Here is a 22,848-nt window from a genome sequence, read left to right on the forward strand (position 1 = left end):
GCGGTCCGTTCAGAACGACGAGCCGCGACTAACGGCAGGGAGCAAGGAAAGTGCCATGCAATCGAATGCGGGTTGATCAAGCCGTCCGCTATTTGTTCGCAGGTAAATGCTGCAATCGGCGGTAATTTCGCACTTCAGTCGAAAAATTCTCATGGCGGCGGCGAAAGTCGCGCGACTGGCTAACGCCAGGTTGCCGCCACTTTCGCGCCAGATTCAGCAGTGTCAGTTCATTCGACCGTTGTAACTCGGTGCGCCGCGCGACATGCGGCCCGGGCCGTACGGGTCGGGGTTGCCGAAGCGCGGGATCGTGCCGTCGGTACGGGCGCGGGCGAGATCGGCTTGCACTTGCTGGCGAGTGAGCGGGCCGTTGCTCGTGTTCACGGGCCCGGTGGACGCGGTTCCGACCATCTGTTCGTAGGTATTCATCTGCGCGTAGTTTGTCTGCGCGCTCGCGGCGAGCGATGCCGCGCCGAGCGCGCAAGCCGCGAGGAATGTCGTCATCTTCATCGTCGTTTCTCCATCAACCGGCGACGGGTTGTCGTCGCTTCTTGTTGTTATACGCGCTTGGTGGAGAATCGGATGTAGGGCAGAAGTGCAACTAACGGTCGATTTTTTGACCTTCAGCGAACTGAGGGTGATTAGAAGGGCAGGGAATGACCAGGCCGTCAGAAGAAAGCGGGGCCTGAAAACGTAGCCCCGCCGTTCAGACGATCAAAGATCCGCCGGATAAGGCGCCTTCAGCCATTTCGTCGAAAGCGTGTTCAGCGTGCCGTCCTTCTTCGCCTGCAGAATCGCCGCATCGACTTCTTTCAACAGCCGCGGCTCGTTCTTGTTCAACCCCACGTGATCCGGCGAACTGAACAGCTCGAACTTCTGTTCCGGCTGAATCGGCGGATTGCGCGCGATGATCGTCGCGCCGACATCGTTGCCGACCACCATCAACTGCGCCTGTCCCGACAGAAACGCCGAAATCGCGCCGTTCGGATCGTCGAAGCGCTTGATCGTCGCGCTCGGCGGCGCGACCTTGCTCACGCTCAAATCCTCCAGCGTGCCGCGCGCGACCGAAATCGTCTTGCCGGCGAGATCGGCCGTACCCTTGACCGGCAGCGACTTCGGCCCAAAAACAGCGAGGTAATACGGCGCATAAGGACGCGAAAAGTCGAGGATCTTCTCGCGCTCCGGCGTCTGTCCGACAGACAGCAGCATGTCGGCCTTGTGCGTCGCGAGGTACGCCATGCGGTTTTCACCGGTGATCGCCACGAGTTCGACCTTCGCCTTCAGCGCGCGGCCGAGGTAATCCGCCATTTCGATGTCATAGCCCTGCGGCTTCATGTCCGGGCCGATCGAGCCGAACGGGGGATAGTCCATGAACACGCCGATGCGCACGACGCCGCTCTTCTGGATCGTATCGAGGGCGTCGGCGTGGGCCGTCGACGTGAACGCGGCAAACGATGCGGCAAGGGCGAGCGTCGCGCAGAACTGCGTGGCGAGGCGGGAAACGCGAGTCGTCATGATGGTGGCCTGAGGAGTTGAACGAGGAAGGTCGATGCACTCTAGGTACGCCAAAATCCCGTCACAATCGAAATGTGCGCATGCCAGCCATGAGCGGCGCGCATGGATCACTTGATCAGGCGAAGCGCTTCCTTGAATTCGGGACGCTGGCAGGTGCCAAGCCAGTTGAAGATCGTGGTTTCGGTGGTCGTCAGGCGGGCGCCTTCCTGCTGCGCGCGGCTGATCGCGATCGACTTGTTCTTCAAGTTGCGCGAGCCGATGGCGTCGGCTATCAGCTCCACTCGATAGCCGAGCCGCAGCAACCCGAGCGTCGTGAGCAGCACGCAGACATGCGCTTCGGCGCCCGCGACAAATAGCACGCTGTCCTTCGGCGCAGGCAACGCGGCGATGAAGGCATCGTTGAGCGTGGCATCGAAGGTATCTTTTTCGATCACGCGATGCGTCGCCAACAGCAACCCGTCGACGGTCGCGCCCAGCCCGCGCGGATTCTGCTCAGTCGCCACGACAGATACGCCGAGCAAATCCGCCGCCCGCACGAGCGCACTGCAATTGCGCATGAGCGTGGCGTGGTCGTCGATGTGCGGCATGAGCTTTTGCTGCACATCGACGACCAGCAGAACCGCTTTAGGTTTCACTTTCCATGATCCGGTCGATGAGCCGCGCGTTCTCGCCCGCCGAGCCGATGCCCGCGTGCTTCGCCATCGGCACGAAAAAATGCATCGCGACGGGCAATTTCGAGCGTTCGAGCCAGCTCGTCAGATGCGCGTTCAGCCGATGCGCGGGCGCCTTCAGCTCCTCGCGCAGCACGGGCGGCAGCTTCTCGAAATGCTTCATCTCCGTCTGATACGGCTCGGGCGCGACGCAGAGCGCGTTCGGCCGGCCATCGACATCGACGGGAAGCCGCTCCAGCGCCTGGTGCAGCAGCGCGACGCCGAGCCCCTCGCCGCGCCACGGCTTGCGCACTTCCCACATGCTGATATAGACCACGCGATGCGCGTTGAACACGCGGCACAGGTCCGTGTCGAGCGCTTCGGTCGCGGCGAGCGCGAGCGACAGCATCTCGCCCGAGTAGGTATCGAGCACGTAGACGAGGTCGGCGCTGCTGTGGATCGGCGGCACCTTCACGAGCTTCAACTCCACCGCAGCCGCGACGATGTCCGTCCCGACCTCGTGGAACACGGCGAAGGCGGTGCCGAGCCGTTCGTCATCGACTTGCGGATATTCGTGGCGATACGTCATCGTGAAATGAAACGGCCCGATCTTTTCGCGATAGGCGAGCGGGCGATCCACGTCGTAGTCGCTCGTGCCTTCGAGGCCGTATGGGTCGTAGTCGCGCTTTTCGCGGTTCTCGCCTGTCTTCAGCGCGACGAGCGGACGGCGCGATTCAGGCACGAGATCCTCGGGCAAGCCCTCCCACGCGAGGCGCAGGAACTCGCGCGCGCCGCGATAGTGCGTCTCGAAAAGCGTGATCAATTGATGTGTCGCAACCGGATCGATGATCTTCTGCACGCAGTCGAGCGCGCGGTCGAGCAACTGGTCGGCTTCGGCCGGATCGGGCGCGAGGTGCGGCTCGCCGGGCGCCGGGCTTGCCGGCAAACCTTCGGCGAGACGTGCCTTGTGCGTCAGGTCGAGCCATTCGTCGGCGGCGCGCTCGGCGAGATAGCCCGCCGCGATGCGGTAGCCCGGCAGCACGATCGACTGGCCGGTGGTCCCGAGCGGGAAGACGTACGCGTCGGACAGCGCCTCGTCGACGGTCACCGAGCGGAAGGTTTCGCGCGGCGAGACCGCGTTCGCGTCCGAATCGAAACGATCGTGCGACAGCACGTGCGCAACGAGATCGGACGCCGTGGGGCCGAAATCGGACCCATCGCCGGGAAGCAGCTTCAGCAAGGACAGGTTGCTCATGGTAGCCATCTCCGAGACGTGGGGCTCCATCGTAACAAACCGTTGCACGGATGGCGGGGCGAGATCGCGGCGCGCCGGTTGCTACCGCATTCGTGGTTCGGGTCAGGAGGACGAAATATGAATACGCTTCACGAGGGCGGCTGCGCGTGCGCTGCCGTACGCTTTCGGGTCATGGCGGCGCCTCTGCGCGTCGGCCTGTGCCATTGCATGACATGCCGGCGGATTCATGGCTCGGCGTTTGGAGTCTATGCGGTTTTCGGACGCGCTGACGTGGAGTTTTCCGGCCGAACCCAGGCGTGGCGGAGTTCCGCCGAGGCGGAGCGCCATTTTTGCCCGGTGTGCGGATCGGTGGCGTTCATGGCCTATCTGGACTCGCCCGAGATCGACGTGCCGCTCGGCGCGTTCGATGAAACCGGCGTGTACGAGCCGGCCTACGAGCTTTGGTGCCGGCGCCGCGAGCCGTGGCTGCCGCGCGGCGTTCGCACGGAATACGAAGAGGATCGGCCGGAATGAAACGCTCGCCGCCGCGCGAGCCGCGACGTATTCTGCTACTTCGACCACGCACGCAGCGGAGGAGACAGCCATGAGCCAGCAGCTAGCCGTTCTGCAAGACGCGTACAAGTGTTTCGAACGAGGCGACATCGACACGGTCATGAAGTACATCGCCGAGGACGTCGAATGGCGCGTGGTCGGGCCGGCGAGCGTGCCGTTCGGCGGGACGCGTCGTGGACGGCAGGCCGTGGCGGAGTACTTCCGTCAGCTCGCCGAAGGCGATGAAATCACGGGGCACGAGGTGCGCGAGGTCATCGACGCGGGCGACAAGTTCGTCGTGCTCGGTCACGTGAAGGCAAACGTGCGCGCGACCGGCAAGCCGTACGAGACGGAATGGGTGCACATCGTGACGATGAAGGACGGTCTGCTCACGCGCTGGATCGAGTTCTTCGATACGGCGGCGAGGCAATGCTGACGCGCGCGTTATTCGCAAGAGGAGGCGCCGCTTGATCCACCTCGACCCGCCCACGTCCGCGCTTCTCGCACGGCTCGAACGCTTCGCCGCCGACCACGACGCCAGCGCCGCAGATCGCAGCCAGAAGATGCTGAACCTAGAGCGCCCGACGGCCGAACTCGTGTTCCTGCTGATCGCGTCGGCCAGTAGGCGGCGCGTGCTGGAGATCGGCACGTCGAACGGCTATAGCGCGATCTGGCTTGCAAACGCATTACGCGTGAGCCGCGAAGACACGCTCATCAGCATCGAACGTGATCCGGCGAAGGCGGCCCTCGCGCGCGCGAACCTGCGGGCGGCATCGCTGGACACGCGCGTCACGGTGCTCGAAGGCGATGCGACCGCGCTTTGCGAATCGCTCGCGGGCTACTTCGATTGCGTGTTCTTCGACGCCGATCGCGTCAGTGCCCCCGCGCAGCTCGCGGCGCTTTTGCCGAAGCTCACGGACGACGCGCTGCTGCTCGCCGACAACGTGCTTTCGCATCCCGGTGAAATCGCGGGCTACCTCGCCGCCGTCGATAAAACCGGTCAGTTCGACACGCTCACCGTGCCGGTCGGCAAGGGCTTGCACATCGCGCGCCGGCGTCACGCGCTGTAACGAATGTGCAGGAACCGCGTCGGCATAAGACATGTCCGAAGAATTGAACGAAGCTCCACTCCAAGGACCATCGACACATGACGAAGCAACCGATAAGCGGCAGCGACAAGGTTGATCCGGAAGGCGCGAAGTGCGTGGGCGCCTGCGATCCGGCGGAACAAATCGAAGTGGTCGTGATGTTGCGGCGGCAAGATGAGCAAGGCTTTCGCGAGCTGATGGCGAAGATCGACGCGGGGGAATCGCCCGCGCCCGTTGCGCGCGACGCGTTCGAAAAGCGCTTCGGCGCGTCGCAGGAGGACGTCGATAAGGTCACGAAATTCGCCCATCAGTACGGCCTTCAGGTGGTGCGCGCGGACCGGGGCTCGCGCAGCGTCGTGCTCAAGGGGACGATCGAGCAGTGCCAGAAGGCGTTCGACGTCAAGCTCGAACGCTTCGAACATCACAACATCGGCGAGTATCGCGGGCGCACCGGCCCCGTCAACGTGCCCGACGAGATGCACGACGCGGTCACCGCCGTGCTCGGCCTCGACAGCCGTCCGCAGGCGCGTCCGCACTTTCGGTTCCGGCCACCGTTCAGGCCGGCGCGCGATCTGGCGGGCACGTCGTTTACTCCCGTCGATCTCGCGCGCCTCTACGGCTTCCCTGAAGGCGACGGCGCGGGCCAGTGCATCGGCATCGTCGAACTAGGCGGCGGCTATCGCGCGAGCGACCTCGGCGCGTATTTCTCGAAGCTCGGCGTGAAGGCGCCGAAAGTCGTCGCGATCGGCGTCGACGAGGCGAAGAACGCGCCGACCGGCAACCCCAACGGCCCGGACAGCGAAGTCACGCTCGATATCGAGATAGCCGGGGCGATCGCGCCGGGCGCGGTGATCGCCGTGTATTTCGCGCCGAACAGCGACGCCGGTTTCGTCGATGCCGTCAACCGCGCGATCCACGATTCGGTCAACCGGCCGTCGGTCGTGTCGATCAGTTGGGGCGGCCCGGAATCGTCGTGGTCGGCGCAATCGGTCAGCGCGTTCAACGACGTGCTGCAGACGGCCGCCGCGCTCGGCGTGACCGTGTGCGTCGCCTCGGGCGACAGCGGTTCGGGCGATGGCGTCGGCGACGGGCGCGATCACGTCGATTTCCCGGCGTCAAGCCCGTACGCGCTCGCGTGCGGCGGCACGAACCTCGCGGCATCGGCGGCGGGCGGCATTCAGCGGGAAACCGTCTGGAACGACGGCGCGCAGGGCGGGGCGGGTGGCGGCGGTGTAAGCGCGACGTTTGCGTTGCCGGTATGGCAGAAAGGTTTGTCCGTGGCGCGTGTGGGCGGCGGGACGGCACCGCTCACGAAGCGCGGCGTGCCCGACGTCGCCGGCGACGCCTCGCCGATGACCGGCTATGAAGTGCTGATCGACGGCAGCGAGACGGTGGTTGGCGGCACGAGCGCCGTCGCGCCGCTGTGGGCGGCCTTGATCGCGCGCATCAACGCGATCGGCGGAAAGCCCGCCGGCCTCATCAACCCGAAGCTGTATCGCGCGTCGGCCTGCCGCGACATTACGCAAGGCGACAACGGCAGTTTCGCGGCCGCGCCCGGCTGGGATGCCTGCACGGGACTCGGCAGCCCGGACGGCGCGAAGGTGGCGGCGGCTTTGAAAGCATAACCCTCGCAGTAAAAACAACGACGACCAGGAGCGACGACGATGAACTCCGATTCAGTTGCAGCAAGCCCCGCCGACGAGACGCCGGAACTGGCGGCGAAAGCGGCCAGGAAGGCGCCGAAGAAAAAAGCAGCCGGGCGTGACCAGCCGTACTTCGATCCGGTCGCCTACGGCAACGGCCCCGACGATTCCGTCGAAGCCACCGAAGCCGACGAGAACGCCGCCGTCACGCATCACTCGGTGACGGTCGGCGGCGCGAAGATCGCCTATACCGCGACGGTCGGGCATCTCGTCACGGTCGATCCGAGCAGCTCGAAGCCCGACGCCAAGATGTTCTACGTCGCGTTCACGAAGGACAACCAGAAGGCCGAGCAGCGCGCCGTCACGTTTTTCTACAACGGCGGGCCGGGATCGTCGTCGGTATTCGTGCTGCTCGGCTCGTTCGCGCCGCGCCGCATCAAGACGTCGATGCCGAGCTTCACGCCGCCGGCGCCCTACCAAATGGAAGACAACCCCGACAGCCTGATCGACAAGAGCGATCTCGTATTCATCAATCCGGTCGGGACGGGCTATTCGGCGGCAATCGCGCCGAACAAGAATCGCGATTTCTGGGGCGTCGACCAGGACGCCGATTCAATCAAGCAGTTCATCAAGCGCTATCTGACGAAGAACAATCGCTGGAACTCGCCGAAATTCCTGTTCGGCGAGTCGTACGGCACGGCGCGCAGTTGCGTGCTCGCGTACCGGCTGCACGAGGATGGCGTCGATCTGAACGGCGTTACGCTGCAATCGTCGATCCTGGATTACCGGCAGGCGGGCAATCCCGTCGGCGCGCTGCCGACCGCCGCTGCCGACGCGTGGTATCACAAGAAGCTCGACGTCCATCCGCGCCCGACGAATCTGGAGGCGTTCGCCGAGGAAGTCGCCGAATTCGCGCGCACGGATTACCTGAACGCGCTGCGGAAGTTCCCGCAAACCGACGATGACGTCGTGCAGAAACTCTCCGAATACACCGGCATCGAGAAGGCGACGCTGCTCGCGTGGAGCCTCGATATCGCCGCCTACGACAGCCGCGGCAACTCGCTTTTCCTGACGACGCTCCTGAAATCTAAGGGTCAGGCGCTCGGTTCGTACGACGGACGCGTGATCGGCGTGTCGAGCGGGATCGCGGGCAAGATCGACCCGAACTCCGGCGGCAACGATCCGACGATGACAGCGGTGAGCGGCGTCTACACGTCGATGTGGAATTCCTACCTGAACGAGCAGTTGAAATTTACCTCGACATCCTCGTTTACCGATCTCAACGATCAGGCGTTTCTCAACTGGGATTTCAAGCACACGGACCCGACGGGCGCGCAGAAGGGCGTCGATTCGAAGGGCAATATCATTCTGTACACGGCGGGCGATCTGGCGGCGGTGATGGCGCTGAACGTCGATCTGAAGGTGCTCGCGGCGAACGGGATGTATGATTTCGTGACGCCGTTCTACCAGACGGTGCTCGATCTGCAGCAGATGCCGCTGATCGACAAAACCGTGCGGCAGAATCTGTCGGCGACGTTCTATCCGTCGGGACACATGGTTTATCTCGACGGCGGATCGCGCACGCAGTTGAAAAAAGACCTCGCAACGATGTACGAAGCGGCGACGACGAACGCGGTCGCGATGAACCGCATCATCGCGCTGCAGGATATGACGGCGGCGAAGATGAATGAGGCGGTCAAGCGTTAGGCTCGGAAGAAAGGGTTCGCACCGCAGGAACACAAGTTGCGCCTCATGGCCTGACGCTATCCAAAGCGCCAGGCCATTTGTCACCTTGGAGTTCCCCCGATGCCGACCCCGAAAAAGACGGCAAGCGCCGTCGCCAGCACCCCGTCGCAAAGCAATACCAATCAGAAGCTTGAGAGCCTCGAACAATTCCGCTCCGATGCCACCAATCAGGCCCTGACGACCAATCAGGGCGTCAAGGTTTCCGATAACCAGAACACGCTCAAAGCCGGCCCGCGCGGCCCGTCGCTGCTCGAAGACTTCATCATGCGTGAAAAAATCACGCACTTCGATCATGAGCGGATCCCCGAGCGGATCGTCCACGCGCGCGGCTCCGCCGCCCACGGCGTGTTCAAGGTCTACGAATCGCAGGCCACGCTGACGAAAGCCGCGTTCCTGCAGGACCCGTCGAAGGAAACGCCGGTCTACGTGCGCTTTTCGACCGTGCAGGGCTCGCGCGGCTCGGCCGACACCGTGCGCGACGTGCGCGGCTTCGCGGTCAAGTTCTACACCGAAGAGGGCAATTTCGACCTGGTCGGCAACAACATGCCGGTGTTCTTCATCCAGGATGCGATCAAGTTTCCCGACTTCGTCCACGCCGTGAAGCCGGAGCCGCATAACGAAATGCCGCAGGGCGGTTCCGCCCACGACACCTTCTGGGACTTCGTCTCGCTCGTGCCCGAATCGGCGCACATGGTGCTCTGGACGATGTCCGACCGCGCCATCCCGAAAAGCCTGCGCACGATGGAAGGCTTCGGCATCCACACGTTCCGCTTCGTCAACGCCGAGGGCAAAGGACGTTTCGTCAAGTTCCACTGGCGCCCGACGATCGGCTCCGCGTCGCTCCTCTGGGACGAAGCGCAGAAGCTCGCGGGCAAGGATTGCGACTTCCATCGCCGCGATCTGTGGGACGCGATCGATATGGGCGATTTCCCGGAGTGGGAACTGGGCGTGCAGATCGTCGAGGAAGAGGATGAGCACAAGTTCCCGTTCGATTTGCTCGATCCGACCAAGATCATCCCAGAGGAACTCGTGCCGCTCACGATGATCGGCAAGATGACGCTCAATCGTAATCCGGACAATTTCTTCGCCGAGACCGAGCAAGTCGCGTTCTGTCCTGGACACATCGTGCCGGGGCTCGATTTCTCGAACGATCCGCTGCTGCAAGGGCGCCTTTTCTCCTATACCGATACGCAGATCAGCCGTCTCGGCGGCCCGAATTTCCACGAGATTCCGATCAATCGCCCGATCGCGCCGCTGCATAACGGCCAGCGCGACGCGATGCATCGCATGACGATCGACAAGGGACAGGCTTCGTACGAACCGAACTCGATCGACGGCGGCTGGCCGAAGGAAACGGCGCCGGCAGCGGCGGGAGGCGGTTTTGAGACGTATACGGAGCGCGTCGAAGGCTCGAAAATCCGCGTGCGCAGCCCGTCGTTCATCGATCACTACTCGCAGGCGACGCTCTTCTGGAACAGCATGACGCAGCCGGAGAAGGATCACATCGTCGGTGCGTATTCGTTCGAGTTGAGCAAGGTCGAGCGGAAGCCGATCCGCGAGCGGCAACTCGGCATCCTCGCCAATATCGACGACGTTCTGGTGGCGCGTGTCGCCGAGAACCTCGGCTTGCCGGTGCCGAAGAAGAGCGCGGGCGCCGATGAACTCGGCCGGGCGTCGGTAGCGGAGTCGCCTGCGCTGTCAATCGTCGCGAAAACACCGCCTTCGGTGAAAACGCGCAAGGTCGCGATCCTCGCCGCGAAGGGCGCCGATGCCGCCAGCATCAAGGCCATCAAGGACGCGCTCAAGGCCGAGGGCGCGCACGCGAAGGTGATCGCGCCGGTGCTCGGGACGCTCGACGGCGGTATCGAAGTCGACGCGACCATTCTTGCAATGCCGTCGATCATGTTCGACGGCGTCGTGATCGCGGGCGGGAAGGGCAGCGCGAAGACGCTGTCGGAGTCGGGCGACGCGCGGCATTTCGTGCTGGAGGCGTTCAAGCACCTGAAGTCGATCGGCGCGATCGGCGACGGCGAGGACGTTCTGGCCGCCGCGCACCTTCCGGCGGGAGATGAGGGCGTGAGCGTCGGCGGCGATGCGAAAACCGTGATGACGAAGTTCATCGAGGCGCTGGGCAAGCATCGCGTTTGGTCGCGGGCGCAGAAGGCGGAGAGCGTGCCGGCTTGATTAGGCGCTTGGCTTGGTGACGTGTGTGAAAAATTCCCTGGCTTCGGTCGGGGGATTTGAACCACGCGAAAGTGTTCTTCGGCACCGATTCCGCCGCGCCCGGCGCGTCGGATCAGTGGCTTGTTCCGCTTACGGCGCGCTACGTCCGCACGACGGGAACGCTTGCGAGCGGCTCGGTCAAGGCGCTTGCGACTTTCACGATGTCCTCTGACTAGCAGCCGATGGGCAGTGGCATCGTCGTTTCCCGTTCCACAAAATAATTTGAGACACTGGCCGGATCGACACTTCAGGCATCCGGCTTGTCTCGTTTCGCCTTTCTCTCCTTGCGCGGCGCGCGTTTCGCTTTTTGCGCGCTGTTCTTCGCCGCTCGTTGCGGCCTTGCGTCGGCGGCGCAGGGCGGGTGGGTCGTGGGCACGGTGCCCGGCGCGGTGCCGCCGCTCGACTTGAGTGGTCAGCCGGCTGTTGCTGGCCCGCAGGGCGCGGCTAACACGCCGCCGGTGTCTGGCCCGCAGGGCGCATCCGGCATGTCGCCGCAATCCACTTCGCGGACCGGGGTCGGTTACCAAGCCGCAGCCGCAATGCAGTCCACCGTGCGCGGTATCTCAGCCGATTTCGCCGTTGAAATCGCCAAGTCGCTCGGCATGGCGCTCGAATGGCGTATTTATTCCGATCGCCCGTCGATGCTGGCCGCTCTCGCGCGCGGCGAGATCGACACCGCGACGACTGCCACCGGCAACGACGCCGGCCCGCCGGTCATCCTTTCGCGCCCTTACGTTCCGACGAAGCAGGTCCATGTCGAGTCGCGCCAGAAGCACGCGACGACCGGCCGGATCGCTTACGTCGAAGGACAGACGTCACCCGAACGCGTGCGCCTCGCCTATCCCGCGCTGCGGCCGACGGGTTTTCGTAACGTCGCGGAGGCGCTGCTGGCGGTATCGATCGGTGACGCCGATGCTTTCGTCGGCGATTACATCACGACGGCTTACGCGATCGATCACTTCGCGCTGACCAGCCTCGCGATCACCGGCTTCGCGCCCTTCGACGAAGGCGGCTACAGCTTCGCATTCGCGTCCGGCCGGCCGGACGCGGCGGCGCTGCGGGAACATGTCGACCACGCGCTCGCCGCGCTGCCGCCGCGTTTCCTGCTCGAAGTCCATGCGCGCTGGGGCGCGACGGGAACCGCTGTCAGTTTCGACGAGCCGCTCGTCTTTACCGATGAGGAGCGCGCGTGGATCGCCGCTCATCCCGTCGTCCACTATTCGACGCTCGCGCGCGCCGCGCCGCTCGCATTTCGCGACGCGAACGGGCGCGCGGCGGGATCAGCGGCGGATGTGCTCGATGCCGTCGCGCGCTTGACGGGCTTGCGGTTCGAGGCGCGCATGCATGCTTCGACGGAGGAGGTCGACCGGGATCTGCGTGATGGCTTCGCAGCGTTGACGCCGCTGGCTCGGGGGACTGTCGTGCCTCTTGCGCCCGGCGCGAGCGCCACGCCAGGCGCGCATTTGACCAATGTCGCTTCAGCCGCGAACGCCACAAATGCCACAAACACCGCCTCCGGCCCGTCTGGCTTCTACACCCGCCCGTACGGCGAAGGTTTTTTCGTAGTCGTCACGCGCGCGGGCGCCGCGCCGCTGCACGACGCCGAAGCATTGGAACACGCCCGCATCGCCGTCCCCGCCGGCCTCTTTGTCGCCTCGATGGTGCAGGATAGACTGCCGCAGGCGAAGATCATCGAAACTCCCACCTTCGACGCCCAGTTCGCCGCCGTGGCGAAGGGCCGCGCGGATGCCGCCGTCGCCGACATGGCTTTCGCCGGCTACGCCGTCGCGAACGCGTATCGCGGACAGCTCGCGATCACCGGCGCCTTCTCCGACGAACCCGTGCCCTACAGCTTCCTCGTCGCGGCGCGCGAGCCGCTGCTCGCCGGCATCATGAACCGCGCGCTCGATCACCTGCAGCCCGCCGAACTCGATGCAATCCGTCGCCGCTGGTCGCTCGGCGGTCATCCCGAGACGCTCTGGGAGCGGCGCCGCCCGCAGATCGCGCTCGGCGCCGCGCTCGCGTTCGGCGTGCTGTTGCTCCTGACCGGCTGGGCGGTGTCGCTGCGCGCGCAGATCGCGCGGCGGGTTGCGGCGGAGGCGGCGATGCGCGCGTCCAAGGAGGAGGCCGAGACCGCGAACCGCGCAAAATCGACCTTCCTCGCGACGATGAGCCACGAAATCCGCACGCCGATGAACGCCGTCCTCGGCCTGCTGGAACTCGAATTGCGCAGTCCGGGCGAGCGCGCCGCGACCGAACGCTCGCTCGCGATCGCGCATCAGGCCGCGCGCGACCTGCTCGGCCTGATCGACGACATTCTCGATGTGGCGAAGCTTGAGGCCGAGCGGCTCGTCTTGGCGCCCGCGCCGCTCGAACTCGATGCGTGGGCGGCGGGCGTCGTTGCGATCTACGGGCCGGCGGCGCGCGGGAAGGGCGTTGCGCTCGTCATCGAAAAGAGCGGGGCGCCGGGCTCCGTCTGGGTCGAAGCCGATGCGCAGCGCCTGCGCCAGGTGGCCGGCAACCTGCTGTCGAACGCGATCAAGTTCACGGCCGAGGGCGGCGTGACGCTGCAATACAGCGCCGGCGATGTCGTGGACGGTGCACGCGAGGTGTTGATCGCGGTGTCGGATACCGGCATCGGCATGACGGCCGCGCAGCAGGCGGCGATTTTCGCGCCGTTCGTGCAGGCGCACGCGGACCCCGTCGGCCGGTACGGCGGCACGGGTCTTGGCCTCACGATCTGCCGCCGGCTCGTGACGATGATGGGCGGCACGATCGAAGTGTCGAGCGAGGCGGGGCGCGGGAGTTGTTTCACGGTGCGCATGGTACTGCCGGTGGCGCCGGCGGTGGCTCCCGTCGCACCGGAACCGGCGTTGCAGCCGGACGCAGCGGGGCTCGCAGGCCTGCGCGCGCTCGTCGTCGACGATCATCCGGCCAACCGGCTCGTGCTCGGCAGCCAGCTCACGGAACTGGGGTGCGCGGTGCGGACCGCGAACGATGGCGCAGAGGGCCTTGCCCGCTGGCGCGCGGAACGCGCGGATATCGATCTGATCCTCACCGATTGCCAGATGCCGGTGATGGACGGCGTCGAGATGACGCGCGCGATCCGGGCGGCGGAGGCGGCGGGATCGGATGGGCCGATGCCGATCATCGGCGTGACGGCGGACGCGCAGCCCGAGATGGCGGCACAGGCGGTCATCGCGGGGATGACGGCCTGTCTCGTCAAGCCGGTGGGGATGGAGGAGCTTCGGCGGGCGTTGGTTTTGGCGGTGGGGGCGAGGGCTGTGGGTGTGTCTGCGTTGCCGACGAAATCGGAGACAGACGCGCAGCCCCAAGCGGAACGGCACGCGCAGTGGCAATCGGATGCCGCCCAGGCGGCGCGGCAATCGTGGACACAGCCGCAATCGGCCGCACCAACGAAGCCCTATTTGCCACCATTGGCAGAACCCCAATGCCACGAAAGCCCACAAGCAGACTACGCGCCCCCCTTCGACCACACCCTGATCGACAACTACGGCCCCCAGGCTGCCACCCTCGTCGAAGCACTCCAAACCGCCAACACTCACGACTTCGACGATGCCCGCGACGCCTTCGCCTGCTGCGACTACGATCGTCTGCGCGAAACGGCGCACCGGATGAAGGGCGCGGCGTTTGTAATCGGCGCAACGCCGTTCGCGCAGGCGTGCGTCGCGCTGCAGCACGCCTGCCAAAGCGCACTCGACGACGATCGCAACGGCGAGGACGACGAGCAAGTCGCGGCGGCGTTCCGCGAGTTCATCGAAAGAGGTGCCGCGCTCGACGCCGCGCTGTCGCAACGCGTGATGTGAGGCGGCCGAAAGCCCGCGTGTGTTTTAATTGACCCCGCACCCGTCTCAAAATCCGATCCCACGATCCAATGACCCCGCGTGCAACCCGCGCGCTTACATCCGACGCATGAATCGAAGGCACACCGAGGCTCATCCGCCGCGCCCGGAGCGCGCGCCTGGCGCGACGGCTCCCTCGCGCCGCACAGCCGCCCGATATCGCGCGCTCGCCGCAGCGCTTGCCGCGGCGCTCGCGGCCGCGCCGCTCTACGCGCAGCGCGCCGAGTGGCTGGACCCGCGCGTCTCGCAGACGACGATCGTCGATACGATTTGCGTCCCGGGTTACGTGGATCGGGTGTCGCCGTCGTTCGACGTCCAGATCCGGCAGAAGGAGCGACTGCTCAAGCAGCGGGGCGTCGATGCCGCGGTGGCGTCGGAATTCGCGCTCGATCACCGGATGCCCGTGCTGCTCGGCGGCCTGCCGAGCGCGGCCGCCAATCTCGACCTGCGGCCGTGGGAAGGGCGTTCCGGTCAACGGCGCAAGGAGCGGCTGACGGTATTCCTGAAACGCTGCGTCTGCACAGGCGATATGACGCTTGCCCAGGCGCAGGCTGCGATCGCCGGCGACTGGCCAAATCGCTATCCGAATCTGTCGAGTTTGACTTGCACGGGGTCCTGAACGGCGCTGCGTTTCTGTCTCAAAATAATCGGGACAGTGCGCCGGAAAAATAGTCCCCGACCCGCCCCGTCAAAACACATCCCCGCCCTACAAGCGTCTCCCGCCGCCCGACACAAAAAGTCAAAATGTCGCATGCGAAGGGCCGTCGAGATGGCTAACATGTAGTTGTCTTAAAATAATTTTCCGGAGCCGCGATGACCGCTTTGACCCTCACCGTTTTGCTCGCCGGCGTCAGCCTCGCCTATGCGTCCCTGAGCCGTCGCAAAGCGCTCCAGCCGGCGCGAATCGCGCGGCGTATTTATCGCGAGCGGTGAGCGCCATGCATCTGCTCGTCTGGAACCTGCCGCGCCGCTGCGCCGCGTCCGAGGTCCGGCGTTTTCTGGAAACCGAACTGGGCGGATACGTAGCGGAAATCACGGTCTACGGCGCGGGCACCTCCGACGCGTACGCGCAAGCCAGGCTGACCACCGACGTGCCGTACATCGGCGAGGCGATTGCGCAGCGCCTGTGCCATCAGCGTCTGCGGGACGTGCCGCTGAAGGCGCGGGCGTCCGTCGCGGGGGATGCATCGACGCGATTGCATTGAAGCGCGAAAAAACACCACGCCACTATCCCGCGCGCGCCAGCATCACCCCAATCAGCGCGACGACGAACCCCGCTACCTGCACCGCACCCAACGTCTCCCCGAACGCAAGATAACTTTCAACCGCAGCCAGCGGTGGGGCGAGAAACAGCAGCGCCGTCGCGCGCGATGCGTCGCCGCGCCGGACCATCCAGACGAGGAGCGTCGTCGCAACGCCCGACAGCATCACGATCCCCCACGCGAGCGAAAGCCACGTCACCGCCGACGCCACGAAGCGGTGCTCGCCGAGCGCCCACGCAAGCACGCCCGCGACGAGCGCCGCGCCGATGTTCTGCAGCGCGCTCGCGCTGCGGATGTCGGCGCTGGCGAGCGACGTCTTCTGATACAGCGTGCCCGCCGTGATCGCGACGACCGACAGCACCGCCACCGTCACGACGAACCACTGCGGCACGCCGCCCGTCGCGTGCACCGCCTGCGAGCCACCGGAAGCGATCTTCGGCGAAAGTACGAGCGCGACGCCCGCGAGTCCGAGCGCGAGACCGGCCCACGCGCGCCTCGACAGGCGCTCGCCGAAGAGCCGCGCCGCGATCGCCGCGGTCAGGAGCGGCTGCAGCGCGCCGAGCAGGGCCATCACGCCCGCGCCGACCCCCTGCGCGACAGCCCAGTATCCCGCGCCGAGATAGACGCCCTGCAACAGTGCGCCGGCGAAGAGATGCCGCACGGCGTCCCGTCCGCGCGGCCAGCGCACGCGCGCGATCCGCGCAATCGCGACGAACAGCAGCGCCGTGCCGCAAAAGCGTGCGAGCAAATAGAGATTGGGATCGACGTAAGGCGTGATCGCCCGGGCGACGATGAAGCCCGTCGACCACAGGAAGACGAAGACGGCGGCGACGAGGAACGTAAGCATGACGGCGAGGCATTCGGGGAAAGCCGAAGTATCGGCGGAGCAGGCTGCGCCGTCTTGTTTAGTGCTGCAACGACGTCTATTCGATCGAAAAAGTATCGAGCGGCTGGTTCGCGCGGGCATCGCCCGCGAAGCGCGCGGCGAGTTGCTCGTAAAGGCGACGGGCTTCGTCGAGCGTGAGATCGATCCAGTACGGGTCGCCGGCGGCGTCGTTCAGGCGCTCGGGCGGGAACTGGATCTCGATGACGATTCCCTTTTTGTACATGGCGGGGCCCTTCAGGAAAACTCCGAGTTTAGCAACCGACCGACCCGCGATTACGCACCCGCAGGAAAGACAGCATCAAGCGCGGACGGGTTGACGCATCGCCCGCGTGCGTCTCAAAAACTCAACGCGAGCCCGAGCGATGCGCCCGAAATGTTCTGCCCGAACGCATAGCGCCCGACCAGCCGCACGCGCGAGAACATCTTCGTGACGGCGCTGGTATCGAGTTCGAGCCCGGCGCCGAGCGATGTCAGGTGATTAAAGCCGAGCACGCCGGCCTGGCTGCCGAGATAGGTCGAATGCGACAGTTCGAGCACGTAGCGCAACGGCTTGTGCAGCACGATGGCACCGGTCGGCGCGCGCCAGCGGGCGTAAAGATTGACGGTCTGCGCGTCCGAACTGCCGCTCGCCGCCGCCGATCCCGCGAAGCTCTGCAAATGGATATAGCTGTAACGCCACTCGACGTCGATTTCATAGGCTTCGCGCACGAGTTCGTAGTCCAGCATCACGGCTCCGCCCAGTCCGTACACGCTCAACGAACCGTTCGTCAGGAAGTCGATGTCCTGATCCACATGTTGATTGATGTAGAACTGCGCGGCCTGCGCGTCGCTCACCGCCTCGCCGAGCGAGATATTGAAGATCGGCCGGAAGACGAGGGTCTTGTCGGCGTTCAGCGGAAAGTCCCAGCCGATGCCGCCCGTCGCCGATACATTGGTCCAGCGCGTCGGCAGCTTGCGGCGCTCTTCTCCGTCGCTGACGACGAAGGTCGGGTCGTAGCGGCTGCCGCCGATCGCGCCTTCCAGATAGAGCGGAAAGCGCTTGCTGAGGGTGAAGCCGCCGCCGACTTGCGTGAGCGCAAGGGAAGGGCTGTCGGTCGTGCCGTCGCGGATGCTGAGCGAACTCGCCGAGAGATCCGGGACCGCCGAGTAGCCCATCAACGCGAGGACGGTATCGGCGCGCTTCTGAAGGTTGCCGCCGACGACGTGAAACTGCGGCCGCGTGGCCTCTTGAGCGCGCGCCGCGGAGACGAGGCACAAGCCGGTAAGGACGCCTGCGAGCAGCGCATGCAGACGGTATTGTTTAGTAGACACGGGGCCCGTCGATGTGAACGTGAGGATCGCGAATCATAGCGATCACCGTTCGGCGCTTTGTGGCTAATTGTTGCAGCAGCGTGTCGGGCGGTCGCGCGACATGCGAAAAATTCATCGATTCGCCGCGCATACCAAAAAAAATAAAACTAGCGTAACCTGCACCTTCGTCCTCGCGACGACCGGCTGGCGCGGCTCGCCGCCTTACATTCGTGCATGCGGACGAATGGCGGCACGCGGACTGCCTCGTTGCAGAGTTGCACAAGTTGTAAAAACCGGAGGCTTCGATGACATCCGTCGACCTGGAATTCGACCAGCTCAACAGCACTGTCGATGCGCTACGGCGCTCCATCTCGAACCGCCTGATGTACGGCGTCGGCAAGGATGCCGTGACTGCGCAGCCGCGCGACTGGCTGCACGCGGTCGAGCTCGCGGTGCGCGACCGGCTCGTCGCGCGCTGGATGCGCACCACGCGCCAGCAGTATGAGCAGGATGTGAAACGCGTCTATTACCTGTCGATGGAGTTTCTGATCGGCAGAACTTTCACGAACGCGCTCCTCGCCCTCGGCATCCACGAAGAGGTGCGCGACGCGCTCTCGGGCCTGGGCGTCGACATCAACACGCTAGAGGATCTCGAACCCGATGCAGCGCTTGGCAACGGCGGCCTGGGCCGTTTGGCTGCTTGCTTCCTCGATTCGATGGCGACCGTCGGCATTCCGGGCTTCGGCTACGGTATTCGCTACGAGTACGGCATGTTCCGGCAGACGATCGTCGACGGGAATCAGGTCGAAACGCCCGATTACTGGCTGCGTGCCGGCAATCCGTGGGAGTTTCCACGGCCGGAAGTGGTCTATATGGTGCATTTTGGCGGCCGCACCGTGCAGCACGACGACCGCACCGAGTGGATCGAGACCGAGCACGTCAACGCGATGGCTTACGACACCGTGATTCCCGGCTACTCGACCACGGCGACCAACACGCTGCGCCTGTGGTCCGCGCGCGCCACCGACGAATTCGACCTTTCCGCGTTCAACCAGGGCGATTACCGGCGCTCGGTGGAGGCGAAGAACACGTCGGAGCACGTGTCGCGCCTGCTCTATCCCGATGACTCGACGCAAGCCGGCCGCGAACTGCGCCTGCGCCAGGAATATTTCTTCGTCTCCGCGACGATGCAGGATCTGATCCGCCGCTATCAGCGCACGCATTCGCATTTCGGGCGGCTGGCGGAGAAGGTGGCGGTGCATCTGAACGACACGCACCCGGTGCTCGCGATTCCCGAACTGATGCGGCTCCTGGTCGATACCCACCACGTGCCGTGGGACAAGGCGTGGAAGCTCGTGCAGCAGATGTTTTCGTACACGAATCACACGCTGATGCCCGAGGCGCTCGAAACGTGGGACGTCGAGATGCTCTCGCGCTTGCTGCCGCGCCATCTCGAAATCATCTTCGACATCAACTCGCAGTTCCTCAAGCAGGTGACCGAGAAGTTTGGCCGCGACGTCGATTTGATCCGCCGCATCTCGCTCGTCGACGAATACGGTCAGCGGCGCGTGCGCATGGCGCATCTGGCGATCGTCGCGAGTCATAAGGTCAATGGTGTCTCGAAACTGCATTCGCAGTTGATGACGCAGAACATTTTTTCCGATTTCGCGCGCATGTATCCCGAGCGCTTCACGAATGTGACGAACGGCATCACGCCGCGGCGCTGGCTCGCGCAGGCGAGTCCGTCGCTGTCGTCGCTGATCGATGCGCGGCTCGGGCCGGCCTGGCGCAGCGATCTGTTCGAGCTCGCGCGGCTGCGCGAATGGCGCGACGATCCCGAGTTCCGCAAGCATTTTCACGACGCGAAGCTCGCGAACAAACTGCGGCTCGTCGAGCGGGCGAAGCGCGAGACCGGCGCGATCATCGATCCGAATGCGCTGTTCGACCTGCAGGTCAAGCGCATTCACGAGTACAAGCGGCAATTGCTGAATATCCTCCACGTGATCGTGCGCTACAACCGCATCCGCGAGGAGCCGGAGCGGGACTGGACGCCGCGCGTCGTGATGTTCGCGGGCAAAGCGGCGTCGGCGTACAAGATGGCGAAGAACATCATCAAGCTGATCAACGACGTCGCGAAAAAGATCAACGACGATCCGCTCGTGGGCGACCGGCTGAAGGTGGGTTTCATTCCGAATTACGGCGTGAGCGTCGCCGAGCTGATCATTCCGGCCGCCGACCTGTCGCAGCAGATTTCGATGGCGGGCACGGAGGCATCGGGCACGGGCAACATGAAGCTCGCGCTGAACGGGGCGCTGACGATCGGCACGCTGGACGGTGCGAACATCGAGATCTGCGATGCAGTCGGGCGCGAGAACATGTTCGTGTTCGGACACTCGACGGATGAGATTGAATCGTTGCGGGCGGCGGGGTATCGGCCGAGGCAGATTTACGAGCAGAATCCGGAGCTTAAAACCGCGCTCGATCAGATTCGTCTGGGGCACTTCTCACCGGACGAGCCGCATCGCTTTTATGACATCTTCCATACGCTCGTGGATTGGGGCGATCACTATATGGTGCTCGCCGATTTCGAGAGCTTTGATCAGGCGCAGGCCGAAGTCGACCGGAAATTTCTCGACAAGGATGCGTGGACGAGAAGCGCGATCGAGAATGTCGCGGGGATGGGGATTTTTTCGTCGGATCGGACGATCGCGGAGTATGCGAAGGAAATCTGGCACGTCGAACCGCTCAACTTGGGGTGAGCGGAGTGTTTTGCGGCGTTTCGGCCTATGTCAGGCGGCCGGCGCTGACGTGTTGCGCGCGTGTTTTTCGATCGCCTCGTGCACCAGCCTGGCGAGGCGGTCGGCGAATTCCCGGTCCGTGGTGATGATCACTTCGCGCTCGCCGTCGGGCGTCGTCACAAGCAGTTGAAAGATGACGTCCTGCGTGATCCACGAGAGATAGCCGACCACCGCAATCATCACGCCGAGCACGAGCGCCGCCCCCGAACCGATAAATATGCCGGCGACAACCGTCGCCAGGCCAACCACGGCCATGATGATCGGCAGCGGCTTCTTGCGGTCGATCCGCACGACGCGCGCCGAGCGCAAATCACGCAGCGGAAACATCTGACCAGCAGCGCTCAGGCCCACGCGCGACAGCGTGACGCCGCGTTCGTTGAATGGAGGTTCCGTTTGCATTGGGTCCCGAAGGTAGCGTCCGAATCAAGCGCGCAGGTTACCAGAGTTGAGTGGCTTTACGCACCGCGAGAAGCGCTGTTCGGCGACGCGTTGCCCGAAGCTGGGCGCTAAACCGCACGTTCGCTAAAAATTTCCCCGCGATGTGTCGATTTTGCCGCTCGTCAAACGACGTTCCAGTGAGCCCACTTCTGGAGACGTCGATGAGATATCTCTGCCTGATCTATCTCGATGAACGCAAGCTCGACGCGTTTTCGTCGTCCGAATTCGACGCGCTCGTCAAAGAATCCCTCGACAACGACGAGCGCATGCGCGAAAGCGGCCATTACGTGACGTCGAACGCATTGCAATCGACGTAGGCGGCGACTTTGCTGCGCATGCAGGACGGGCATGTTTCAGTGACGGACGGGCCCTTTGCCGAGACCAAGGAGCAGCTTGGCGGGTTTATCCTGATCGAGGCGCAGGATCTGAACGACGCGATTCGCGTGGCATCGCGAATCCCGCCGGGGCGGCTTGGCGGCATCGAACTGAGGCCCGTCCGGGACCTGAGCGCGTGGGGCGCCATCGATTGACTACGAAAATCAAAGGAGCGAGACGATGCAACCTGACTTTCTCAAGATGAGCCGCGCGTTCAGCGGCTATTCCGCGAACGATATTCCGAAGGCGAAGTCATTCTATGGCGAGACACTTGGCCTCGACGTGTCCGAGTCCAACGGAATGCTGACGCTGCATCTCGCGGGTGGCAGGGACGTGTTGATCTACCCGAAGCCGAATCACACGGCCGCCATGTTCACGGTGCTCAACTTCCCGGTGGAAAACGTCGACGACGCCGTCGATGCGCTTTCGCAGCGAGGCGTGCGCTTCGAGCACTACGACGAGCCCAATCTGAAGACCGATGCGAAGGGCATCTGCCGGGCGAGCGGTGGCCCAGTGATCGCATGGTTCAAGGACCCGGCAGGGAACGTGATCTCAGTGCTGGAGGCTGGCTGAACCGCGCAGCGGACGGTGGGGATGTCGCCGCCCGCGGCTGGGGCGCACGCGCTACAGGCCGACTCGTTTGAGAAACACCGGAAGCAACTGCGCGATGAATACAGCGGACATCACCCACACAATGATGGCATTCTTGGCGTCCGAGACGTCGGTTTTCGTTGCGTAGTTCGACTTGATGACAGCGACGTCGGTCTTCACGATAATCATGTCCGACTGCAAGACGGCTACGTCGGTTTTCAAGACGGCCACATCGCTCTTGAGTGTGTTGACGTCGGTCTTCAGGACGGACACATCCGTCTTCAGTTCAGCGACATCTGTCTTCAACACAGCAACGTCTGTTTTGAGTACACCGACATCGGTTTTCAAGACAGCCACATCTGTCTTGAGCACGGAGACGTCAGTTTTCAGAACCGCGACGTCGGACTTCAGTACAGAGACATCGGTCTTCAAGATCGAGACGTCCGTTTTCAGTACAGTGACATCGGCTTTCACAACAGAGACGTCTGTCTTGAGAACGTTCGTATCTGTCGTCAGCGCAGAGCCGTCGGTCTTCAAGACTCCGATGTCATTCTTCATCACGGCAATATCGCTCTTTACCGACGGCAAGGCTCGTTCAAGACTCGATGCTCGCTTTGCGCGTTGCATGTTCGGTGGCTCCTTTCCTGTTCCGTTCGTTGAAGGGCCGCCTGCGTGAGGGTAAATCCTTTGGAGCGTT

The 22,848-nt window shown here is 64.2% G+C and carries 23 protein-coding genes; 14 read left to right on the forward strand and 9 right to left on the reverse strand.

Annotated features, from left to right (window positions below):
• Positions 1-222 precede the first annotated feature (222 nt).
• The 4 genes from AWB65_RS24630 to AWB65_RS24645 all read right to left on the reverse strand — a co-directional run bounded on the left by AWB65_RS24630 (position 223) and on the right by AWB65_RS24645 (position 3,417).
• Positions 223-507 carry a DUF4148 domain-containing protein gene (locus tag AWB65_RS24630; protein ID WP_087669638.1) on the reverse strand — a complete coding sequence of 95 codons (285 nt, stop codon included), beginning with the start codon at positions 505-507 and terminating at the stop codon, positions 223-225.
• 204 nt (positions 508-711) lie between these two features.
• The gene (locus tag AWB65_RS24635; protein ID WP_087669639.1) at positions 712-1,512 is read right to left on the reverse strand and encodes a transporter substrate-binding domain-containing protein; all 801 of its coding nucleotides are present in this window, start codon (positions 1,510-1,512) and stop codon (positions 712-714) included.
• A gap of 107 nt (positions 1,513-1,619) precedes the next feature.
• Positions 1,620-2,147 (reverse strand): isochorismatase family protein, encoded by a 528-nt coding sequence (locus AWB65_RS24640; protein WP_235007744.1) that lies wholly within the window; start codon positions 2,145-2,147, stop codon positions 1,620-1,622.
• Positions 2,137-3,417, reverse strand: a complete 1,281-nt coding sequence (locus AWB65_RS24645; protein ID WP_235007745.1) for an inositol monophosphatase — start codon at positions 3,415-3,417, stop codon at positions 2,137-2,139. Before AWB65_RS24645 ends, AWB65_RS24640 begins: the two co-directional genes overlap by 11 nt.
• 117 nt (positions 3,418-3,534) lie before the next feature.
• On the opposite strand from AWB65_RS24645, the gene AWB65_RS24650 reads away from it, so the two are divergent.
• From AWB65_RS24650 to AWB65_RS24690, 10 genes are all read left to right on the forward strand, one after another.
• A complete protein-coding gene (locus AWB65_RS24650; RefSeq protein ID WP_087669641.1) occupies positions 3,535-3,930 on the forward strand; it encodes a GFA family protein in 396 nt (131 codons plus the stop codon).
• A gap of 70 nt (positions 3,931-4,000) precedes the next feature.
• Entirely contained in the window at positions 4,001-4,384 is a 384-nt protein-coding gene (locus AWB65_RS24655) for a nuclear transport factor 2 family protein (protein ID WP_087669642.1), read from the forward strand.
• A gap of 31 nt (positions 4,385-4,415) precedes the next feature.
• Positions 4,416-5,018, forward strand: coding sequence for an O-methyltransferase (locus tag AWB65_RS24660; RefSeq protein WP_087669643.1), 603 nt, complete (start codon positions 4,416-4,418; stop codon positions 5,016-5,018).
• 77 nt (positions 5,019-5,095) lie between these two features.
• Positions 5,096-6,661: a S53 family peptidase gene (locus AWB65_RS24665; RefSeq protein ID WP_087669644.1), complete on the forward strand. Its 1,566-nt coding sequence runs from the start codon at positions 5,096-5,098 to the stop codon at positions 6,659-6,661.
• 39 nt (positions 6,662-6,700) lie between these two features.
• A complete protein-coding gene (locus AWB65_RS24670) occupies positions 6,701-8,386 on the forward strand; it encodes a S10 family peptidase (protein WP_087669645.1) in 1,686 nt (561 codons plus the stop codon).
• A gap of 99 nt (positions 8,387-8,485) precedes the next feature.
• A complete protein-coding gene (gene katE / locus AWB65_RS24675; RefSeq protein WP_087669646.1) occupies positions 8,486-10,609 on the forward strand; it encodes a catalase HPII in 2,124 nt (707 codons plus the stop codon).
• 56 nt (positions 10,610-10,665) lie between these two features.
• Positions 10,666-10,824 carry a hypothetical protein gene (locus AWB65_RS36415; RefSeq protein WP_159907757.1) on the forward strand — a complete coding sequence of 53 codons (159 nt, stop codon included), beginning with the start codon at positions 10,666-10,668 and terminating at the stop codon, positions 10,822-10,824.
• 84 nt (positions 10,825-10,908) lie between these two features.
• A complete protein-coding gene (locus AWB65_RS24680) occupies positions 10,909-14,475 on the forward strand; it encodes an ATP-binding protein (RefSeq protein WP_125474189.1) in 3,567 nt (1,188 codons plus the stop codon).
• Positions 14,476-14,581: 106 nt separating this feature from the next.
• Positions 14,582-15,130 carry a hypothetical protein gene (locus AWB65_RS24685; protein ID WP_235007746.1) on the forward strand — a complete coding sequence of 183 codons (549 nt, stop codon included), beginning with the start codon at positions 14,582-14,584 and terminating at the stop codon, positions 15,128-15,130.
• A gap of 319 nt (positions 15,131-15,449) precedes the next feature.
• Positions 15,450-15,716, forward strand: coding sequence for a hypothetical protein (locus AWB65_RS24690; protein WP_087669648.1), 267 nt, complete (start codon positions 15,450-15,452; stop codon positions 15,714-15,716).
• A gap of 22 nt (positions 15,717-15,738) precedes the next feature.
• Here AWB65_RS24690 and AWB65_RS24695 read toward each other — a convergent pair whose 3' ends face one another.
• From AWB65_RS24695 to AWB65_RS24705, 3 genes are all read right to left on the reverse strand, one after another.
• Positions 15,739-16,620: a DMT family transporter gene (locus AWB65_RS24695; RefSeq protein WP_087669649.1), complete on the reverse strand. Its 882-nt coding sequence runs from the start codon at positions 16,618-16,620 to the stop codon at positions 15,739-15,741.
• Positions 16,621-16,696: 76 nt separating this feature from the next.
• Positions 16,697-16,882, reverse strand: a complete 186-nt coding sequence (locus tag AWB65_RS24700) for a hypothetical protein (protein ID WP_087656518.1) — start codon at positions 16,880-16,882, stop codon at positions 16,697-16,699.
• A 113-nt stretch (positions 16,883-16,995) separates the two neighbouring features.
• Positions 16,996-17,970: a hypothetical protein gene (locus AWB65_RS24705; RefSeq protein ID WP_235007747.1), complete on the reverse strand. Its 975-nt coding sequence runs from the start codon at positions 17,968-17,970 to the stop codon at positions 16,996-16,998.
• Between the two features lie 284 nt (positions 17,971-18,254).
• Here AWB65_RS24705 and AWB65_RS24710 point away from each other — a divergent pair, with 284 nt between their 5' ends.
• Positions 18,255-20,708, forward strand: a complete 2,454-nt coding sequence (locus AWB65_RS24710) for a glycogen/starch/alpha-glucan phosphorylase (protein ID WP_087669651.1) — start codon at positions 18,255-18,257, stop codon at positions 20,706-20,708.
• Between the two features lie 30 nt (positions 20,709-20,738).
• On the opposite strand, the gene AWB65_RS24715 is transcribed toward AWB65_RS24710, so the two are convergent.
• Positions 20,739-21,146, reverse strand: a complete 408-nt coding sequence (locus AWB65_RS24715) for a DUF6232 family protein (RefSeq protein WP_087669652.1) — start codon at positions 21,144-21,146, stop codon at positions 20,739-20,741.
• A gap of 200 nt (positions 21,147-21,346) precedes the next feature.
• Here AWB65_RS24715 and AWB65_RS37050 point away from each other — a divergent pair, with 200 nt between their 5' ends.
• Genes AWB65_RS37050 through AWB65_RS24725 form a run of 3 tightly spaced genes read left to right on the forward strand, consistent with a single transcriptional unit; the run spans position 21,347 to position 22,133 of the window.
• Positions 21,347-21,502, forward strand: coding sequence for a YciI family protein (locus tag AWB65_RS37050; protein WP_235007748.1), 156 nt, complete (start codon positions 21,347-21,349; stop codon positions 21,500-21,502).
• A gap of 18 nt (positions 21,503-21,520) precedes the next feature.
• On the forward strand, positions 21,521-21,715 hold the full coding sequence (locus AWB65_RS37055) for a YciI family protein (protein WP_235007754.1): 195 nt from the start codon (positions 21,521-21,523) through the stop codon (positions 21,713-21,715).
• Positions 21,716-21,740: 25 nt separating this feature from the next.
• Complete coding sequence (locus AWB65_RS24725; RefSeq protein WP_087669653.1) at positions 21,741-22,133, forward strand: VOC family protein; 393 nt, start codon at positions 21,741-21,743, stop codon at positions 22,131-22,133.
• A 51-nt stretch (positions 22,134-22,184) separates the two neighbouring features.
• Here the strand turns inward: AWB65_RS24725 and AWB65_RS24730 are convergent, their stop codons facing one another.
• Positions 22,185-22,778, reverse strand: coding sequence for a kinetochore Spc7 family protein (locus AWB65_RS24730; RefSeq protein ID WP_087669654.1), 594 nt, complete (start codon positions 22,776-22,778; stop codon positions 22,185-22,187).
• Positions 22,779-22,848 lie beyond the last annotated feature (70 nt).

The organism is Caballeronia humi, from assembly GCF_001544475.1.
Lineage (GTDB): Bacteria > Pseudomonadota > Gammaproteobacteria > Burkholderiales > Burkholderiaceae > Caballeronia > Caballeronia humi.

Excerpts from the sequence above, each read along its gene's own strand:
- AWB65_RS24630 (WP_087669638.1), bottom strand. The coding sequence starts at position 507 with ATGAAGATGACGACATTCCTCGCGGCTTGCGCGCTCGGCGCGGCATCG.
- AWB65_RS24635 (WP_087669639.1), bottom strand. The coding sequence starts at position 1,512 with ATGACGACTCGCGTTTCCCGCCTCGCCACGCAGTTCTGCGCGACGCTC.
- AWB65_RS24645 (WP_235007745.1), bottom strand. The coding sequence starts at position 3,417 with ATGAGCAACCTGTCCTTGCTGAAGCTGCTTCCCGGCGATGGGTCCGAT.
- AWB65_RS24650 (WP_087669641.1), top strand. The coding sequence starts at position 3,535 with ATGAATACGCTTCACGAGGGCGGCTGCGCGTGCGCTGCCGTACGCTTT.
- AWB65_RS24655 (WP_087669642.1), top strand. The coding sequence starts at position 4,001 with ATGAGCCAGCAGCTAGCCGTTCTGCAAGACGCGTACAAGTGTTTCGAA.
- AWB65_RS24665 (WP_087669644.1), top strand. The coding sequence starts at position 5,096 with ATGACGAAGCAACCGATAAGCGGCAGCGACAAGGTTGATCCGGAAGGC.
- AWB65_RS24670 (WP_087669645.1), top strand. The coding sequence starts at position 6,701 with ATGAACTCCGATTCAGTTGCAGCAAGCCCCGCCGACGAGACGCCGGAA.
- katE (WP_087669646.1), top strand. The coding sequence starts at position 8,486 with ATGCCGACCCCGAAAAAGACGGCAAGCGCCGTCGCCAGCACCCCGTCG.
- AWB65_RS24685 (WP_235007746.1), top strand. The coding sequence starts at position 14,582 with ATGAATCGAAGGCACACCGAGGCTCATCCGCCGCGCCCGGAGCGCGCG.
- AWB65_RS24690 (WP_087669648.1), top strand. The coding sequence starts at position 15,450 with ATGCATCTGCTCGTCTGGAACCTGCCGCGCCGCTGCGCCGCGTCCGAG.
- AWB65_RS24695 (WP_087669649.1), bottom strand. The coding sequence starts at position 16,620 with ATGCTTACGTTCCTCGTCGCCGCCGTCTTCGTCTTCCTGTGGTCGACG.
- AWB65_RS24700 (WP_087656518.1), bottom strand. The coding sequence starts at position 16,882 with ATGTACAAAAAGGGAATCGTCATCGAGATCCAGTTCCCGCCCGAGCGC.
- AWB65_RS24710 (WP_087669651.1), top strand. The coding sequence starts at position 18,255 with ATGACATCCGTCGACCTGGAATTCGACCAGCTCAACAGCACTGTCGAT.
- AWB65_RS24715 (WP_087669652.1), bottom strand. The coding sequence starts at position 21,146 with ATGCAAACGGAACCTCCATTCAACGAACGCGGCGTCACGCTGTCGCGC.
- AWB65_RS37050 (WP_235007748.1), top strand. The coding sequence starts at position 21,347 with ATGAGATATCTCTGCCTGATCTATCTCGATGAACGCAAGCTCGACGCG.
- AWB65_RS37055 (WP_235007754.1), top strand. The coding sequence starts at position 21,521 with ATGCAGGACGGGCATGTTTCAGTGACGGACGGGCCCTTTGCCGAGACC.
- AWB65_RS24725 (WP_087669653.1), top strand. The coding sequence starts at position 21,741 with ATGCAACCTGACTTTCTCAAGATGAGCCGCGCGTTCAGCGGCTATTCC.
- AWB65_RS24730 (WP_087669654.1), bottom strand. The coding sequence starts at position 22,778 with ATGCAACGCGCAAAGCGAGCATCGAGTCTTGAACGAGCCTTGCCGTCG.